This window comes from Virgifigura deserti (genome assembly GCA_003576685.1).
GTDB classification, from domain to species: Bacteria; Pseudomonadota; Alphaproteobacteria; order Dongiales; family Dongiaceae; genus Virgifigura; species Virgifigura deserti.
Window position 1 is genome coordinate 106,870 of record QOZR01000010.1, and the last position, 16,602, is coordinate 123,471.

At 61.5% G+C, this 16,602-nt stretch carries 17 protein-coding genes; 5 read left to right on the forward strand and 12 right to left on the reverse strand.

Features of this window, described 5'->3' with window-relative positions; all coding sequences use genetic code 11:
• Nucleotides 1-20: 20 nt before the first annotated feature.
• Nucleotides 21-782 (forward strand): metallophosphoesterase family protein, encoded by a 762-nt coding sequence (locus DT069_RS17480; RefSeq protein ID WP_425450337.1) that lies wholly within the window; start codon nt 21-23, stop codon nt 780-782.
• A gap of 2 nt (nt 783-784) precedes the next feature.
• On the opposite strand, the gene DT069_RS17485 is transcribed toward DT069_RS17480, so the two are convergent.
• Complete coding sequence (locus DT069_RS17485; protein WP_119461604.1) at nt 785-1,249, reverse strand: MmcB family DNA repair protein; 465 nt, start codon at nt 1,247-1,249, stop codon at nt 785-787.
• A 193-nt stretch (nt 1,250-1,442) separates the two neighbouring features.
• Here DT069_RS17485 and mtgA point away from each other — a divergent pair, with 193 nt between their 5' ends.
• From mtgA to DT069_RS17500, 3 genes are all read left to right on the forward strand, one after another.
• A complete protein-coding gene (gene mtgA, locus DT069_RS17490) occupies nt 1,443-2,180 on the forward strand; it encodes a monofunctional biosynthetic peptidoglycan transglycosylase (protein ID WP_425450338.1) in 738 nt (245 codons plus the stop codon).
• A gap of 204 nt (nt 2,181-2,384) precedes the next feature.
• Nucleotides 2,385-3,776 carry an MATE family efflux transporter gene (locus tag DT069_RS17495; protein WP_119461727.1) on the forward strand — a complete coding sequence of 464 codons (1,392 nt, stop codon included), beginning with the start codon at nt 2,385-2,387 and terminating at the stop codon, nt 3,774-3,776.
• 132 nt (nt 3,777-3,908) lie between these two features.
• Nucleotides 3,909-4,706 carry a pentapeptide repeat-containing protein gene (locus tag DT069_RS17500; RefSeq protein WP_119461605.1) on the forward strand — a complete coding sequence of 266 codons (798 nt, stop codon included), beginning with the start codon at nt 3,909-3,911 and terminating at the stop codon, nt 4,704-4,706.
• 38 nt (nt 4,707-4,744) lie between these two features.
• On the opposite strand, the gene DT069_RS17505 is transcribed toward DT069_RS17500, so the two are convergent.
• The 8 genes from DT069_RS17505 to DT069_RS17540 form a co-directional block, all read right to left on the reverse strand.
• Nucleotides 4,745-4,954: a hypothetical protein gene (locus DT069_RS17505; RefSeq protein WP_119461606.1), complete on the reverse strand. Its 210-nt coding sequence runs from the start codon at nt 4,952-4,954 to the stop codon at nt 4,745-4,747.
• A gap of 234 nt (nt 4,955-5,188) precedes the next feature.
• Nucleotides 5,189-5,500, reverse strand: a complete 312-nt coding sequence (locus tag DT069_RS17510) for a YbhB/YbcL family Raf kinase inhibitor-like protein (RefSeq protein WP_119461607.1) — start codon at nt 5,498-5,500, stop codon at nt 5,189-5,191.
• Between the two features lie 56 nt (nt 5,501-5,556).
• Nucleotides 5,557-6,495 (reverse strand): 1-phosphofructokinase family hexose kinase, encoded by a 939-nt coding sequence (locus DT069_RS17515; RefSeq protein WP_119461608.1) that lies wholly within the window; start codon nt 6,493-6,495, stop codon nt 5,557-5,559.
• Between the two features lie 112 nt (nt 6,496-6,607).
• The gene (locus tag DT069_RS17520; protein WP_119461609.1) at nt 6,608-6,757 is read right to left on the reverse strand and encodes an entericidin A/B family lipoprotein; all 150 of its coding nucleotides are present in this window, start codon (nt 6,755-6,757) and stop codon (nt 6,608-6,610) included.
• A 109-nt stretch (nt 6,758-6,866) separates the two neighbouring features.
• Nucleotides 6,867-7,286: a response regulator gene (locus tag DT069_RS17525; protein ID WP_425450354.1), complete on the reverse strand. Its 420-nt coding sequence runs from the start codon at nt 7,284-7,286 to the stop codon at nt 6,867-6,869.
• A 216-nt stretch (nt 7,287-7,502) separates the two neighbouring features.
• A complete protein-coding gene (locus tag DT069_RS17530; RefSeq protein WP_119461611.1) occupies nt 7,503-9,281 on the reverse strand; it encodes an SLC13 family permease in 1,779 nt (592 codons plus the stop codon).
• Nucleotides 9,282-9,409: 128 nt separating this feature from the next.
• Nucleotides 9,410-10,039 carry an RES family NAD+ phosphorylase gene (locus DT069_RS17535; protein ID WP_119461612.1) on the reverse strand — a complete coding sequence of 210 codons (630 nt, stop codon included), beginning with the start codon at nt 10,037-10,039 and terminating at the stop codon, nt 9,410-9,412.
• A complete protein-coding gene (locus DT069_RS17540) occupies nt 10,032-10,946 on the reverse strand; it encodes an NAD(P)/FAD-dependent oxidoreductase (protein ID WP_119461613.1) in 915 nt (304 codons plus the stop codon). The genes DT069_RS17535 and DT069_RS17540 overlap by 8 nt, the downstream gene beginning before the upstream one ends.
• A gap of 215 nt (nt 10,947-11,161) precedes the next feature.
• Here DT069_RS17540 and DT069_RS17545 point away from each other — a divergent pair, with 215 nt between their 5' ends.
• Complete coding sequence (locus DT069_RS17545) at nt 11,162-11,479, forward strand: DUF2795 domain-containing protein (RefSeq protein WP_162913256.1); 318 nt, start codon at nt 11,162-11,164, stop codon at nt 11,477-11,479.
• Nucleotides 11,480-11,528: 49 nt separating this feature from the next.
• Here the strand turns inward: DT069_RS17545 and DT069_RS17550 are convergent, their stop codons facing one another.
• From DT069_RS17550 to DT069_RS17560, 3 genes are all read right to left on the reverse strand, one after another.
• Entirely contained in the window at nt 11,529-12,182 is a 654-nt protein-coding gene (locus tag DT069_RS17550; protein ID WP_119461615.1) for a class I SAM-dependent methyltransferase, read from the reverse strand.
• 128 nt (nt 12,183-12,310) lie between these two features.
• On the reverse strand, nt 12,311-12,991 hold the full coding sequence (locus tag DT069_RS17555; protein WP_119461616.1) for an SAM-dependent methyltransferase: 681 nt from the start codon (nt 12,989-12,991) through the stop codon (nt 12,311-12,313).
• Between the two features lie 151 nt (nt 12,992-13,142).
• Complete coding sequence (locus tag DT069_RS17560) at nt 13,143-16,562, reverse strand: glycosyltransferase (protein WP_162913257.1); 3,420 nt, start codon at nt 16,560-16,562, stop codon at nt 13,143-13,145.
• Between the last annotated feature and the right edge of the window lie 40 nt (nt 16,563-16,602).

Sequence of the window (16,602 nt, forward strand, 5' to 3'; positions counted from 1 at the left end):
ACCGTCTCCGGATTCTAAGGATGAAAGTGTCGAACGCGATGCCCGAAACAGCCTTGAAGCGGGACCCGATCGTGCCGCCGGGCAGTTGCGTCTACGCGATCGGCGACATTCACGGACGCGCTGATCTGCTGGAAATCCTGCATCGGAAGATCTGCGAGGATGCGGCATCCCGCAGGGCGAAGCGGCGGGTCGTTGTCTATCTCGGCGACTACATCGACCGGGGCAGCAGCTCTCGCCAGGTGATCGACCTGCTGCTCGACCGGCCTCTCCCCGGATTCGAGGCGATCCATCTCCTCGGTAATCACGAGGACAGTCTGCTGCGCTTCCTCGACGATACCGTTGCCGGTCCACCGTGGCTGTTCTATGGCGGTGAGGCGACCGTCGCGAGTTATGGGATCAACCCGGCCGCACAGCTTCCCGCCGGAGAAGATCCGATTCTGCGGATGCAGGCGGAGTTGCGCCGTCGCCTGCCGCCGCGCCATCTGGAGTTTCTGAAGGGTCTCAAACTGATGCATGTCGAGGGCGACTACCTGTTCGTTCATGCCGGGATCCGGCCGGGCGTCCCGCTCGATCGGCAGAAGCCCGAGGATCTGCTGTGGATCCGGCGCGAGTTCCTGACCTCGACCATCGACCATGGCCGGGTCGTCGTGCATGGCCACAGCATCTCGACCTGGCCGGAGAACCGGGCGAACCGGATCGGCATCGATACCGGCGCCTTCGCCTCCGATCGGCTGACCTGCCTCGTTCTCGAAGGCAAGGCTCGCTCCTTCCTGCAGAGTTGACGTCAGACCGGCGGATCGATCAACCGTTGCAGCCGCTGGCTCGCAGTTCGGGCGATCTTCAGGATTTGCGCCCGCCGCCGGCTGCCGTTCATCGCCAGAACCGGCGCCTGGCGCAGGATCTCGGCGCCATAGTCGTCGGCGACGATCAGTCCGCAATCGGTCGGCAGCAGGTCGCGGGGGAAGGTGGCCGGCACCGCGAAGTAGAAGAGGTCGCAGAACTCCAGATAGTCCTGCCATTTGCGGTCGCTGCGGAAATCCGCGACCGAGGTCTTGATCTCGACGATGACCGTCCCGCCACGGGCGTCGACACCGATCACATCGACCCGTCGCCCCGTTCTCAGCGGAAATTCGGTCAGCACGCTATATCCGCGCTCCGCCAGGGCGCGACAGACGCCGCGAGCCAGCCGGACGGCCGCGAAGCGGGTATCATCGGCGCAGAGCGGAGGTGCGGTCTCCTGAACGGACATGAACGGGTCGGCGGACGAGTTGATGAATATGAACGGAACAAGAGCTTTGGCGCAAATCGGTGGCGCTGTCCATGATTCATCGTGAGACCCTGATGCCTGGAAAATCCCGCCGTCGCCGCGTAGAGTTGCGCCATGCTTGGACATGCGTCGCGGCCGGAGCCTGATCGGTGGATCCTGCTCTAGGGGGAATGGAGTGAAGTTCGTCAGGCGGATTCGCAACGGTCTGGTACGCCTCCTGTCGGGCTTCACGGGAGCACTCCTCAGGCAGATTCGCAGAGGCTTGATACTCCTCGTCGCGGGCTTTCTTGTCCTTTCGGTCGGCTTCGTCCTGCTCTATGGCGTTCTGCCGCCGCCGGTGACGCCGTTGATGGTAATTCGCATGGTCGAGGGAGAGGAACTCCGCAAGGATTGGCGCTCCTATGACGAGATTTCACCGCATCTCGTCCAGGCGGTCCTGGCGTCCGAGGACACTCGCTTCTGCGAGCATTCCGGATTCGATTGGAACGCGCTGCGAATGGCCGTCGCCCAGAACCTGGAGGGCGGGCAAACCCTCGGCGCCAGCACCATCACAATGCAGACGGCGAAGAACCTCTTCCTCTGGCCGGCACGGACCTACCTACGGAAAGGTCTGGAGGCTTATTTCACCATTTTGATTGAGCTGTTCTGGAACAAGCGGCGGATCATCGAAACCTATGTGAATGTGGCCGAATGGGGCGCCGGCATCTATGGCGCGGAGGCAGCCGCCCAGGCGTATTTCGGCAAGTCCGCCGACGAGCTGACCCGCCGCGAGGCATCACTGCTCGCCGCCGTGCTTCCCAACCCGCGACGCTGGTCGGCAAGCCAGCCGACGCGATATATCGAGCGGCGTGCCGCGACCATCCGGGCCCGGATGAGGATCATGCCCGACCGTGGCGCGCAACCCTGCGGTTAGATATCGGTTCCCGCATGAAATTGATCGGGCTCGGCTGACTCTCTGAAACCGTTTGGTCCAAGTCCGAGAGCTGTCGTCGAACGGCGTCTGGCCATTGAATGTCTCCGCTCACCCGACCTCAAAGCTTGCATCGGTACCGGAATCCATCGATAAGCCGGGTCCGGCTTGCGGCCGTTGCGGACCGGAGCGTTTCAGGCGAACAAGATGACAAGCGATACGGTCAGCAGAACGGAGCCAATGGCCGCCGCCCAGTCATGGGCGGCGCATTTTCGCGCGACGGTGATGCTGGGTCTGCCGCTGATCGGTGCGCAGCTTGCGCAGATGGCGATCAACACGACCGACGTGGTGATGCTCGGGTGGCTGGGGGTAACGCAACTGGCGGCCGGCGTTCTCGCGACCCAGATGTTCTTCATCTTCTACATATTCGGGGCCGGCTTCACCAACGCGGTCATGCCGATTGCCGCGCATGCCCAGGGGCGCGGCGACGCGGCGGGCGTGCGCCGGTCGGTGCGCATGGGGTTGTGGGTCGTGGCGCTCTACAGCGCCGTGGTGATGGTCCCGCTGTGGAACGCCGAAGCCATCCTCGTCGGGCTCGGCCAGGATGCCGAGCTCTCGCGGCTTGCCGGCGAATATATGCACGTGGCGCAATGGGGAATGTTCCCCGCGCTCGTCATCATGGGGCTGCGCTCATTCTTCACGGCGATCGGGCGGGCGCAGATCATTCTCTGGGCGACGCTGTCGGGCGCTCTGCTCAACGCGATCCTCAACTATGCTTTCATTTTCGGGCATTTCGGCGCTCCGGCCCTTGGTGTCGTGGGGGCGGCCGTGGGGTCGCTGGCCACCAATCTGCTGATTGCCGCCGTTTTGATCGTCTACTCCCGCGCGAAGCCGGCTTTCCGTGTCTACGATCTCTATGTTCGGCTCTGGCGCCCGGACTGGGACGCATTTTTCGACGTGCTGCGGCTCGGCCTGCCGATCTCGATGACGATCATTGCCGAAATCGGGCTGTTTATGATGGCCTCGCTGATGATGGGGTGGTTGGGAACGATCCCGCTCGCGGCGCACGGGATTGCGGTGCAGCTCGCGGGGATCGCCTTCATGATCCCACTCGGCCTGTCGCATGCCGCGACGGTCCGCATCGGGCAAGCCCACGGGCGCAACGACCTGGACGATCTCGATCGGGCGGCGAAGGCGGCGCTTGTCATCGCCGCGGCCGTGTCCGTCACGGGGGCTGCGCTTTTCTGGCTGATTCCGGACCTGTTGATCGGGCTGTTTCTCGACGATGCCGATCCGCAATCGGCCGGCGTGGCACGCGTCGCGGTTCCCCTTCTTGCCGTCGCCGCAGCCTTTCAGGTCGCCGACAGCCTTCAGGTGGTCGCCAGCGGCCTGCTGCGCGGTCTGAAGGATACGCGCGTCCCTATGATCATGGCCCTCTTCAGCTATTGGATCGTCGGCCTCTCGGGGGCCTACGTCTTCGGCTTCCTGTTCAGATTCGGCGGCGTCGGCATTTGGACGGGCTTGGCGCTCGGCCTCGCCTCGGCCGCGCTGCTGATGAACTGGCGATTCCATCGCCGCGACGCCTATGGGCTGCTCTGACAATAGCAATCCACGGCGCTGCCGATACGACTGGAATCGCCCGCAGGGCAGTATAAGATCCATCATGCCCGTCAACTGCCTCTCGGCATCGGACGACCGGGCCGGACGACCACGAGCGAGGCGCGAGCACCGATGAAGAGCAAAGGCGTGAGCGGTTCGGTGAGGATGGCGCTCAAAGTTGCTTTCGCGTCGGCCTGGTTCGCGATGGCTCCGGCGGCGACATCCGCGCTGGCCGACTGCGGTGACTCGCCGGAACCGAATGTCGACTGGTCGGGCTGCGACAAATACAAGCTGGATCTCGGCAAGGCCGACCTGCACGAGGCCGATCTGGCCAGAGCCGAACTCAGCCGGACCAATCTGCGCGCCGCCGACCTTCGCGCGGCGACGCTGACGTCGGCAAATCTCAGCCGCGCCAACCTTGCTGGCGCGGACCTCGGCGGCGCCGACCTGAGCGGTGCGGACCTCGGCAAGGCGTCACTGGTCAAAACCCGGCTTCACGGGGCGACGCTCCACAAGACCTATTTCGGCCGCACCGATCTGAGCGAGGCCGATCTAAGCGATGCCGATCTGACCAAGGCGGAGCTTGCCCGCGCTGTTCTCGTCGAGGCGCGGCTCAATCGTGCCAAGCTTGACAAGGCCGATCTGGGCCGGGCCAAGCTGGACGGAGCCGACTTGCGGCAGGCAAGCCTCATCAAGGCCGATCTCAACCGAGCGAGCCTAAAAGCTGTTCGGCTCGAAGGTGCGGATCTGACCGGCGCCGATCTCTACAACGCCCGGCTGCACGGCGTCGACTTGGCGCAGACCCGCGGGTTGACGCAGGCGCAGCTCGATCAGGCCTGCGGTGATCTCGACACCGCACTCCCGGCCGGGCTCGTCCGGCCCAAAGACTGGCCCTGCCCGGTCCCGATCGACGAGCCGGATACGGACTGAAACCTGCCGGGCGCGTCCGATCGCTGCGGACCCGACGATCAGCCTTTCAGGGCGTTGTATAAAGCGCCGATCGGCGGAACCACGACACCGATCGCAAGAATCGACCAATAAATAATCCCCTGGACGAGATCCACGATCGGGTGGACGGACACTTCCTCGTCGTCCTCATGGAGCTTGACGACCTCGGCAGGGCGCAGAGTCCTCGCGGTGGCTGGCGCCTCCGCGAGGTCCGATGGGGCGGGCTGCATGGACAAGTCCTCACAGACAGCATGAACAACCGATATAGAAGAAATGCAACTGAGAATGAGTTTTGACAAACGAATTTTATAGCGCCTTCAAATCGGATTTTCCGATGAATAAGCGCGGCAGGACTCATGCCGACCCGTAGGAAGTCCAGCGCTAAGCGCTTCGGATGCGCGACAAGGCTGGAAACACCTGGCTATGAGCGGACCATGCGAGCCTCGATAGGCAGGGAAAAGAATTCAGCGCGAATAGACGCCGATCAACTCGGCCTCGGGAGCACCTCCGGCTGCGCTAGGCGCGCGACTTCGGCCCCGCTGGCCGAAGTCGTTGATTGCCTGCCGGAAGCCGTCGGCCAACGTCTCTGGCCCGTGACCTTCCGCAAGTCCCGTCCACTCCCGCGGTATGTCATAGGCCGCCCAGTGCTGGAACAGACCCGACGGTGCATCGGGGTCATGGCAGAGGAGAGCGAAGCTGCGCATGTTCGGCGGTGCGCCGGACCACTGCAAGGGCGGCGAAACGTCTTCGCCGTCGCAACTATATCGCTTCGGGATTTCTGCGCCTTACGAGAGCTGCGGAAACGGTTCCGCTTGTCCGCCAGTCGTGGAGATCAGGCATGGCCGGCGCTGAGTGCGGCGTAAAGCCGTTCGACGTCCTCGCGACGGCAGAGTTCGGTGCCGGGCGTCAGCAGGGTTGCGGCGGCGGCGGCGGCGGCGAACCGGCAGGTTTCCGGCAGTGGCCAGCCCCATGCGAGCGCCAGCGCCAAGCCGCCGACGAAACTGTCTCCCGCACCGACGGCGCTGACGACCGTCACATCGGGGGCCGGTACGTGACACCGATCGGCCTTCGAAACGATGAGAGCGCCCTCCGCGCCGTGCGACACCACCACGATCTCGCTCGCGCCTTGTCCGATGAGATCGGCCGCGAAGGCCTCATGGTCACCGGGCCATTGAAGATCGCGGCCCGCCAGCTCACGAATCTCGTCCTTGTTGGGTTTCACTAGATAGACACCCTCCGCGAGGGCTTGGCGCAGCGCCGGCCCGGAACTGTCGACGACGAGGCGAAAGCCGCGGCGCTTCGCCTGCCGTGCCAATTGGGCATAGAAGTCCATCGGCACACCGGGCGGCAGACTCCCGCTGGCGACGACATAGGTGGCGTCGCCGGCTTCATCGTCGAGCAGGTGCAGGCAATGCCGCCACGCCGCCTCGTCGAGGGTCGGTCCCGGCATAACGAAGCGGAACCGATGCTGCGTCGAGGCTTCGTGGACCATGACATTCTGGCGCGTCTGGCCCGTGATCGGGAGGCCGCGCCCCGCCACGCCCTCCTTCTCGAGCAGATCGCCCAATGTCTGCCCGGCAACGCCGCCGGCGGTGTAGAGGGCCAGAGCCTCACCGCCTAGGCGCTTGATCACCCGGGCGACGTTAATCCCGCCGCCGCCCGGGTCGAGACGCGGCACCTCGCAGCGCAGCTTCTTTTCATGGACCAACACCTCGACGGCGGTCGTCAGATCGAGCGCCGGGTTCATCGTTAGTGTCACGATCGGCGTCATGACATTCCCGGAAAGCCCGGCCCGGAAAGCCCGTTGCGGCCCAGATGCCGGGTAGTGTGTAGCGCAGGTGTCGAACCGTCGAGAACGGCAGACCGATCAGCGGAAGATTGGTCTACTCCGCCTCTTCCTCAAGCGCTTCGCCGGCCGACTGGGTGTCCTCGCCCAACCCTTCCATTGTATTGCAGGCGCTAAGGGCGCCGGCAGTGGCGGCAAGCATGAAAAGGAAAAGAACTGGGCGCAGTAAAAAGTGAAACGCCGACATGCTTGGACTCCTTTTGGAAAGTTCAACAGGTAAGTCCCAAGCAAGAACGCATCTGACCGGATTTGGTTCCCGATTCTGTGCCGGCTCTTTCGCTCGGCCGATGAACGCGTCAGTCGCCTATTGCCAAGGCTTGCTTGACGGCGTTCAGCAATTCCTTGCCGTCATAGGGCTTGATCAGAAAGCCTGCCGGCCCGACCGCCTCGGCGCGCAATCTGGTCTCGGCGTCGCCATGCGCCGTGAGGAACAAAACGTGCGGATCATGCCGGTCCTTCAGCGCTCGCGCGGCCTCGATTCCGTCGATGCGGCCGCGGAGCGCGATGTCCATGAGAACCAGATCCGGCCTGTGGTCTTCCGCGGTCCGGATCGCGGCATCCGCCGATCCGGCGATCCCGATAATTTCATAACCGGCGGTCGACAGAATCTGTGAAATGCTGAGGGCGACCAGCCCTTCATCCTCGACAATCAGGATGCTGACCGGTCCGCCCGCGCCGGGAATCGGATCGGTGTCCGGCCCTTCCTCGGATTTCATCACGCCGGGCATCCCAGGATTCTGCGCGCAGGCCCGATAGGATCGGGAACAAGGAAAGGCTGTGAACAACCGTCGGCAAAAACCATTCTGTCGAGATCCCAGATTTATGGAGATTGTCGCCGGGCCGAGCCGCCATGCCATGCCCGGCTAGAGGCGCCAGCGGCATTCTTCGCTCACTAGGGAGGGTTTTGCAAGGTTTGGAACGGCGGCCACAGGTCAGGCTAGCGGCCAGAAGAACTGGATCAGCAGGGTGCCGAGGACGACGACGATCACCGACAAGGGAAACCCGAGGCGCGCATAGTCGCCGAACCGGTAGCCGCCCGGACCCATGACCAGTGTGTTGCACTGATGTCCTATCGGCGTCAGGAAGTCGCAGGCCGCGCCGATCGCCACCGCCATCAGAAAGGAATCCGGATTGAGGTCCAGCCGGGCCGCCAGGCTCGCGCCGATCGGCGCCATCATCAGCACTGTGGCGGCGTTGTTCAGGAAGGGGGTCACCGCCATGGCCGCGACCAGGACGAGCGCGAGCGCTCCCATCGGCGGCAGGGTCTGCGCCGCGACGGACAACCAGCCGGCGATCAGGTCGGTGCCGCCGGTCGTTCGCAGCGCTTCGCTGACGGGGATGAGCGCACCAAGCAGCACGAGAATCGGCCATTGCACGGCATCGTAGGCCTCCCGCGGCGTTAGCGTCTTGAGCAGCAGAACCGTCACTGCGGCGCCGAAGAAGGCGACCGCCACTGATACTGTGCCCGTTGCCGCCAGCACCATCGCGGCCGCCAGGATGCCCGGCGCGAGATAAGGATGCGCCGCGCGGCCGAGTTGCAGCTTGCGCTCGGCGAGCGGCAGGCAGCCGAGCGCGCCCAGCCGGTCGCCGATATCCTCGGCGCGGACTCGCAGCACCACAAGGTCGCCTGCTTGGAAGCGTACCCGCCGGAGGCGCTGTGCGATCCGACGCCCTTGGCGGCTGAGTGCCAGCAGGTTCACGCCATAGCGCTCGCGCAGGGAGAGTTGCTCGACCGTTTGGCCGATCATAACCGACCCCGGTTTGATCACCGCCTCGACGATCGCGAGATCGTCTTCCCGGACCTCGCCGCTTTCCAGTTCCTTGTCATGAAGCAGCTCCAGCTCCGCCTCGGCGATGATTCGATTCAGCGCATGAGCGTCGCACTGCAATACGAGAACGTCATCGGCGAACAGTACCCAATGCCCCGCCGGGATATAGCGCCGGTAGTTCTCCCGGATGATCGCCGCGACCGTCACATCGCCCTCCCCCAGCTTCTCGAGTTCGTCGACGGTCCTGTCGACAAAAGGCGTATTGGCCGGCAGCAGAACCTCTGTCTGGTAGTCCCCGACAGAGAACAGGGTCTCCGGCGTCGCCGCGGCGTTCCGGCTCCGCGGCAGCAGCCGCCAGCCGAACGCCAGGAAGGCGATGCCAGCGACAGTCAGGCAGATGCCGACCGGTGCGAAGTCGAACATCCGGAATGGCTCGCCCAGGATCTCGGCCCGCATGCCCGAGACGATGATATTCGGCGAGGTGCCGATCAGGGTCGTCACCCCGCCCAATAACGCGGCGAACGAGAGCGGCATCAGCAATCGCGACACCGGCTTGCCGCTGCGTCGGGCCGTCTGGAACGCGATTGGGATGAAGATCGCCAGAGCGCCGATGTTCTTCATGAACGCCGAGAGCACGGCGACGGTGGTGGCGAGCACGAGGATCTGCATCTCGCTGCTCGTCATATACGGCGCCAGCGGACGGATCAGCGTCTCGGCAATGCCGGACCGCCCGACGGCGGCGCTGACGACGAGGGCGGAGCCGATTATGATGACGATGTCGTCGCTGAAGCCCCGGAAGGCTTGGTCCGGCTCGACGATGCCCGCGGTGATCGCGGCGAGCAGTGCCGCCAGGGCGACGAGGTCATAGCGGATGCGATCCCAGATCAGCAGAGCGATCAGGCCAATCACGATCGCGAAGGCGAATGCTTGGTCGAGGGTCATGATCCGCGGTCAAACCGTCCAAGGCTGCTTCCGTTCCGGGAGCCGGTCGCTCCCGCCTCTCGGACCGCGGAGGGCGACGGCCCGGGCAACATCAACGTTGGCCGAAGAGGCGCGGTTCCAGATGTTGTTCAGATGCTATGTGCCGCGGCCGCGTGAAGACCCATTTCGTAGCGCCGCAGCGCTGCGATCAGGTCCGGGTGATCCCGCAATGCCCCCTCTGCTCGAAACGTCAACCCATGCCGCTGGGCGCGGTCGAACAGGGCGATGCAGCGGCGCGACGTGTCGTAGCGGGATCGATAGAGGATGCCGTCCGGCTGATCCGGGTGCGCCCACAGGGCCCGCGACCAGATTTGGCTGACGCGGTAGTCGGCTTCCGCCTCGAGCCGGGCGTCGGCGCCAAGCCGCAACAGCCCGGCACCGGTCAGGTCGACGAGGGTCAGGGTCGCCCCGGGAGGGAGCTCCAGATGGCAGGCCAGCCGATCCGCGAGATCCTGTGCGCCGAGCCCGGCGGGCGCAAGCCGGCCAGCGCAGATCTCGCCCAAAATTGTCTCGGCGACGCAGCAGGCGAGGCCGATGCCGCCATAGAATACGCCGAACTCCCGCTCCGGGTCGTCGAAGCGGGCCTTGCCGCTTCGGCCGAAATGGCAGGCCTCGACGTCCAGGGCATGGATGCGCAGAATATTCGCCGGCCGACGCCGGAACAGCGGGAGGCGTGCCTGCGCGAAGTTTTGTGGCGGGAGCCGGTCCTTCTCATCCATGGCTGTCGCGGTGTCGAAGCGTGTCGTGAATGGCGGTTGCGGCGATGGCGGCTTGGCCCATCGCGACAGCGATCTGGTTGAGGCCGGCTACGATGTCGCCGGCGGCGTATAGGTCGGGCACGGAGCAGCGCTGATGATCGCCGACCAGCAGACAGCCGGCCTCGTTCATCCGGGCGCCGATCTGCGCGGCCAGGCTCGAGCGCGGCTCCGTGCCCAGCGCGGAATAGAGCGTATCGAAGGCATGGCTGGCCCCGCTTGCCAGGCTGAGCCGCGTGATCCGATCGCCCTCGACCGTGACGTTGACCACGGGCTCCTCGATCGCCCCGATACCGGCCTCCGCCATGCGGCGGCGATCCTCCATCCTCAGCGTCATCGGCTGACCGAGAGTCAGGAGGGTCACGTCGCGCGTATAGGTGCGCAGGAACATCGCCTCGCCAAGCGCGTCCGTGCCGTGGCCGATTACCGCAACCTTGTGGTCGATCACCTCAAAGCCGTCGCAGATCGGGCAATGCCGGATCAGACCACGCTGCACCGCCCCATAAAGATCGGGCAGTTCCGGCTCTGCGTCGATGACGCCGGTCGCGAGGATGACCGTTGCGGCGCGCAGAGCCTGGCCGGCCGCAGTTACGGCCCGGAATCCCTCCTCCTCACGGACGAGCTTGTCGATGCGCGTTGCCTCGGTCCGGGTGCCGTAACGCTCGGCCTGGGCGCGCATGCGCGCGAGGAGTGCCGTTCCGGTGATGCCGTCGGGGAAGCCGGGGTGGTTGTGCGACTGGGGAATCCAGGAACACCGGCTCTTGTCTTCGTCGACCAAGAGCAGGCGACGTCGATAGCGGGCAAGATAGATGGCGGCCGAGAGCCCCGCCGGCCCGCCGCCGATGATCAGGCAGTCCAATTGCATCGTCATGCTGCACCGCTCCGGTCGCCGTCGCTCGGCCATGTCATAGGGGCGATTTACTCTCGCGGTTCCGTGCATCCGATCTGGTATGGCCCATGGCTCCTGTCCAGCCGGGATCGGAACTTCGACGTTGGGGGGACGTTCTTCTTCCGAGGACCCATGATGCCCGCGACCCATGTGGGCGGGTCTCTCGAATGGGAGCCGAACGAACGATGCCGAGCAATATGGAAGCACCCTCTGTGGCCGACGTGACCACGCATCTGCGCCAAGTAAAGTATCCTGCCGACAAGGACGCCCTCCTGCGCTGCGCTCGCGAGGTTCGCGCTCCCGAGAAGGTGCAGCGCGTCGTTGATCGGCTCGGCGACAGGATCTATGGCGGCGTCGCCGAGGTCAGCGAGGCGGTCGAGCGGGTGCTGGCCGAGTGGCGTCACCTGTCGGACGAGGATCTGGTCGAGGAGGCATCGGAGGAGTCCTTCCCGGCCAGCGACCCGCCCGCCTTTGCGTCCTCGCGCCATATCGGCAAGCCGCCAGGGGAGAAGTAGGGGCGGTTGTTTCAGCCGCGTTCCCCATATTAAAGGGATTATAGTCTTGCTATGTCCTGTAGGCTGACAGGAATAGCTTGAAGTGCATCCGAAAATTTACTTCTCGTGCCTCGTCCACAAGCCGCCAAGGCCATGCCCGGAAGATACGCACGTCCCAGCCGGATGAGAACTCGGACTGTCTGATGTAAGACTCGAGGATGCGCGGCGTCATCTCCTGCTTATGGTCGTGTGGATCATCGCTGTTTGGCTTGAAGTATCTGAAGTGGTCCGGATGCCACCGACATTCCTTGTAGTCTTCGGTGGCTTTCATGTTTCGCCAATATTCAAAATTCGGCGTTGTTAGAACAAAAAGTTTTTCCGTCATGCGTGCGCAGAAGTTGAGAAACCCGACCGTCTCTTCCGGTCTGAGATGTTCTATCGTCTCGAGCGCCATTGAGAGATCGAACATTTCGCGCGTATCCTGCTCGAGCGGATTCAGGGTTTCCACTCCCCGCTCGCGTAGCTGCGCCAGAATTTCAGGGTCGACTTCAGCAGCGACAAATCTGCGCGGTTCACTCGTATATGCAAACCGTTGAAACCATGAGTCCTGGATTCTGAGCCCTGAGCCGATATCCAGGCATGAGCGAAACTTCGCCCTCTTCTCCTCCGCCAGGGCTTTGATCAGCGGGTGAATTTTTGCGTATGGGAGCTCGCCAACATCCATGACAAAAAAGTCTTCGAATTGTAGAAATGCTGCAGTTCACGTCGTGAGACAACAGCCAGAATTAGACGTTATCAACAATTGGACCGTAGAGGAACGCTGACACGATCACAGGCTCCTTCGATAAGTCATTACGCGGGCGAGAAGATGGCGATCTTCTGTCCGCGAGGATGATTCCAATCGCCCAACGACACCAAATTCCATCCTGTTTCGCTGGCGCCGTAGGCCAGATCTGCGGCACGGTAGTGGAAGGGATCAGCGATATCGGTCGTTTGTCGAGCGCCTGGCTGATGAGTAAAGGGCTGATCAATCGGCTGGTCGTTCGGACAGATAAAGAATGTCGCGAAGAGTCGGCCCTCGGAAATCGTAATGGGCCGTAGACGGGCAAGGCAGCGTCGGAAGTGATTGAACGGCAGATGCGTGAACACAGACTGGGCTAGAACGTAATCAAATGGCCCCCGAATATCCGGAAAGCTGAAGTCTGTATCACAGACCAAATGTGACCGACTAAGCCTGTTTGTCAGCCCGAGCGCCTGAATTTCGATATTGTAGCCCGCGTCGAGCAGCGATGAGTTGAGGTCCGTTCCCCAGTAATGGTCGGGCTCTAGGTAGGCCACAAGCCTGACACCAGCGCGCAACGAACCGCATCCGATATCGAGAAGGCGATGGCCGGGGCGCAACCCGTTGCGACACAGGAAGTCCACCTGTAGCTGGCCGATTTCTTCCCACATGCCCCCAATGGCGTCGCGGTGCCGACCCTCACGCACGCGCTGCTCAATCGCTTCTGTCTCGTAGTAGGGGCTTGGAATCATCCGGACGATCCTAGGGCACCGAATTGTGGGAACTGGGTAACGCAGTTTCAAAGTCTAGCTGTCATTCATTTCGACGGGTCAGATGGTGACATGAAAAGGCTTTTCTGATCATCGAGGGCGTGTTGACTATTCAGCATCCAATAGTCATGCCTCAGTAGCGAGACCAGAATTCTCGTAAATTTGTCTCGTAAAGCTTTCTAGCTGCGGCAAGATCTCGGTTTTCCCGATCTTCGCAATCAACGAGCCACTTTTCGATCTTCCCGAGCGTTGTATTCGTCCATGATGGGAAGAGTTCTATGATATGTGGGTTTCGAGAGAGTAATCGGCAAAAATTCCGGATCGATCCACGGGCCTTGACGTCTTGGCTGATATTGGAAGAGTGAGTCATGTGGATGGTATAGGCGTTAACATTGAAATGGATGCGGTTACCACGTGAGAACAGCCGGGCACCCATATCCACGTCTTCCCATCCAAACCCTGTATCCGGGCTATTCCGGTATGCAAAATCTTCGTCGAAAAGCTCTTCATCCAAGCTGTCTAGAAGAATTCTCGAGATGCAGAAGTTGCGTGTCACACAGTTGATAAAGGCCGTCCGCTCCTTAGGCCATTGCAGCTTCATTCTCGCTATTCGTAGGTCCGGGTCACCATCAAGCGCCTCGAACAGTGAGTCCAGCGGCTCGGTCCCCTTCTCAATGCCCATGGGACCGATTGAGACGTTGGCGCCGTTGCGAAGGCTGAGCGAATGATTGCGGGCGAACATTCTGTTCGGAACGCAGTCGGCATCTGTTATGCAGACAACCTCACCCGATGCCGCGGCGACTCCGATATTGCGCGAGCCGCAATTGCCGACATTCTGCCCGTTCTGGATGATTTTCAGCGTCAGCTGTGAGTGTCGTCGCCACCGTTCGGCAAATTGTTCCGCGATTTCGACGGTCTTGTCGCTTGAGCAATCGTCGACGAGGACAACTTCAATGGGCCCGCCATAGTCCTGTCTCTCGATCCCCTGCAGGTAGGCGCCTACAGCGTCTTCCTTGTCGTAGCTCGCGGCAACAAAGGAGAATAGGCTGGGCGCATTCTGCGCATGAATGGACGCCGCGGCAGGGATTTTGCGTTCGGCCCGTCCAGCGAGATAGGGGATATACTCATGGTCTTCAAAAGCCGCGTACCGGTTAGTGCGGAAATCTCGGCCGAACGGTATTGCATTCGCTTGTATGTCCAGCTTCCAGAGGCAGTACATTAGCGATAGCTGATCTCGTTGACTCCCTTTGTTGTACTCTTCCCACCATAATTCATTCAGCTCACGAATTCGTTCGGTGTTGCGTCGGACGATGAATGCATTTTCGAACAGGCCGTAATTAGGCGGGAAACCTTCCTCAAAGTACCGTAGAAACTGCGGCGCGACATTTTGCGTTGTCTCTTTTCCGATAAGAATACAGTACCGACCTTCCTCGTATATGCAGTTCCGCTTGGGGTGGGAGTAGAGGCCGATGTCATGCTCCCCAAGCGCTTCGACCACCAAGTTCTTGATCGACTCAGCCGTTATGCAAATAGTCGCGTCGACATAGACGCTAAAACCATGCTCCGGCAGATGTTTGTGCGGAAGGATCTTGGTCGACCTCGATGCGCGCCGCGGATTTGGCTCATCGGTCTCGAGCCGGACTATGCGCCACCCGTCCGAGCGCAACTCGGCTGAGTCGGTAAAGCAGATATATTCCACCTCCGGATCGATAAACGCCGGTTCCTTCAAACGGTCGTAATCTCCGAAGAGGCAGGTATAGACGACGATGCCGCCCTTGCTCGACTTCTCGTGGAAATCACGCCAGGCGGCGCTTCGGATACGCTCAATCTCGTCATTGATTTTGGAAGTCAGGAACTCTTGTTCCGCCGCCGGTAGAGAAGGAAGGCTTTCCTTCAGCGCGTTCAGGAACACCAGGGATCTATATCGTCCGCAACGCTCAAAGGACTCCCTGGTCCCTTGCAGTGCCGGCACATCTTGAGGGATTGCTACCCTCACCTGAGTGGCCGACCTACCCTTCTTCGTCTTCACAGCCTCAAGATTGGTGCCGGATATGCTGGGAGTGGATGCGCGACCCTCTTCTCGCCCAGTCCTGATGTAGTGTGCGCAAGGGTTGATTCCGGCTCTGGCAACATCAGGATTTTTCTTCAGGTACCAAGAAGTGCTGAAATTCGGGCCGGGATCGCGACCTTCGCTCCAGCCGTGACGAATGTAGTGCATGAGCGGATTTGCTCCGGCCTTCGCAACGTCGCGATACTGCCGAAGATACCACTCTGCATCGAACAGGCCGGACCGGCGGATGATGATGAATTCGCGTAAGAGCCGGAAGTTGCCCCTCGATGGCAAGCGGGCCAATTTGGATGGCCGGCTCACTGTCGCGATGGTGCTTTTTGTCTTTCCCAAAAACTTGATCGCGGTCCAGGCCGGCGATTTTAGTATGCTCTCTATCTGCTTCTTCTGACTCGTGATTTTCTGATCCTGCTTGGACATTCTATCGGACAAAATATCTATGCGATCGCGCAGCGCTCTTTCCTGCTCATTAAGGGAACTGGCGGATTCGGATAAGCTGTGAACCGTTTTCTCAAGTTTGCGAGCTGTTCCTTCGAGCTGGCGAACTGTTTCTTCGAGACCGTGTATCTTGTCCTTAAGATATTCTTCTTGTTTACCGATCTGAGAATTTGTCTGCCTTAGCTCAGCAATCATTAGATGCCTGGTCTCGGCAACCATATGCTTCAGGTGGCTTTCTTGCTCTTCTTGTTTAGCCACCATCCTTAGAAATGCACCTTCGCTCGACCCCAGAGCCGCTGTAACGGCGTCAAGACGGCGTCGGAGATCCGGCGTGTCCTCCCCTCGCGTCATCGATAGAAACACTGATTGCGACGCTTTGACTAAGTCTGGAACCTCCGGATCTGTGCATAGGTTCGCCGAATTGCTTTCGTGGTGGCGAAGGTCCGATGTAATGAAACCATCGATGTCCGGAGATGCCTCATGGGGCGACCGGGGCCACGCTACACTTAATGCAGTGCCAATGCGCGCGACTGCGCTGCGCCAATCCGACAGAAGTTCATCATAGGTCAGAAACACACGAGGGATGTTGCGGGTCCCGCGCTCTGCATCGAGTGTGTGTCGTAGCCAGAGGTGGAGGGATTTTGTAAGCGTAAACCCATTCCGCTCGTTGAGCGATGCGGCAACCTCTCGCGGATCGCGTATCGGCATGATGGCTCGCGGCTCGGCGCCAAAGTCTCTGAGGGCGCTAAGCCACAAGGGAGTGAAACGGCAGATCCGAGGGTCTTTGATAACGAATAGACCCGACTCCGCAAAATTCTCGGTGAGTTCCTCTCGTATTTCACCCTTGAGCCGGCTGGCCGCCGCACTGCTATAGAGCCCCTCATCCAAGCTCCTGGTGTCATCCCAGCGCGAACCCACCGACTTGAGGAAGTTATCGTGGGCTTCCCTCAGCCGCTCCGATTCCCAATACCCCCGTTCATTGTTGGAACTCGGAGGGATGAGAGTTCGCGGCAGATCGGCGCCAAGCAAATTCAGGAGGCGCGTCAACCCAGAGGTTCCGCTCCTATGCATGCCCAATACGAGAAGT

What these genes read in the sequence shown, in the direction of transcription:
- DT069_RS17480 (WP_425450337.1), top strand. Translation starts at nt 21, where the DNA reads ATGAAAGTGTCGAACGCGATGCCCGAAACAGCCTTGAAGCGGGACCCG.
- DT069_RS17495 (WP_119461727.1), top strand. Translation starts at nt 2,385, where the DNA reads ATGACAAGCGATACGGTCAGCAGAACGGAGCCAATGGCCGCCGCCCAG.
- DT069_RS17530 (WP_119461611.1), bottom strand. Translation starts at nt 9,281, where the DNA reads ATGACCCTCGACCAAGCATTCGCCTTCGCGATCGTGATTGGCCTGATC.
- DT069_RS17535 (WP_119461612.1), bottom strand. Translation starts at nt 10,039, where the DNA reads ATGGATGAGAAGGACCGGCTCCCGCCACAAAACTTCGCGCAGGCACGC.
- DT069_RS17545 (WP_162913256.1), top strand. Translation starts at nt 11,162, where the DNA reads ATGGAAGCACCCTCTGTGGCCGACGTGACCACGCATCTGCGCCAAGTA.
- DT069_RS17515 (WP_119461608.1), bottom strand. Translation starts at nt 6,495, where the DNA reads ATGACGCCGATCGTGACACTAACGATGAACCCGGCGCTCGATCTGACG.
- DT069_RS17485 (WP_119461604.1), bottom strand. Translation starts at nt 1,249, where the DNA reads ATGTCCGTTCAGGAGACCGCACCTCCGCTCTGCGCCGATGATACCCGC.
- DT069_RS17555 (WP_119461616.1), bottom strand. Translation starts at nt 12,991, where the DNA reads ATGATTCCAAGCCCCTACTACGAGACAGAAGCGATTGAGCAGCGCGTG.
- DT069_RS17540 (WP_119461613.1), bottom strand. Translation starts at nt 10,946, where the DNA reads ATGACGATGCAATTGGACTGCCTGATCATCGGCGGCGGGCCGGCGGGG.
- DT069_RS17500 (WP_119461605.1), top strand. Translation starts at nt 3,909, where the DNA reads ATGAAGAGCAAAGGCGTGAGCGGTTCGGTGAGGATGGCGCTCAAAGTT.
- DT069_RS17525 (WP_425450354.1), bottom strand. Translation starts at nt 7,286, where the DNA reads ATGAAATCCGAGGAAGGGCCGGACACCGATCCGATTCCCGGCGCGGGC.
- DT069_RS17505 (WP_119461606.1), bottom strand. Translation starts at nt 4,954, where the DNA reads ATGCAGCCCGCCCCATCGGACCTCGCGGAGGCGCCAGCCACCGCGAGG.
- DT069_RS17550 (WP_119461615.1), bottom strand. Translation starts at nt 12,182, where the DNA reads ATGGATGTTGGCGAGCTCCCATACGCAAAAATTCACCCGCTGATCAAA.
- DT069_RS17520 (WP_119461609.1), bottom strand. Translation starts at nt 6,757, where the DNA reads ATGTCGGCGTTTCACTTTTTACTGCGCCCAGTTCTTTTCCTTTTCATG.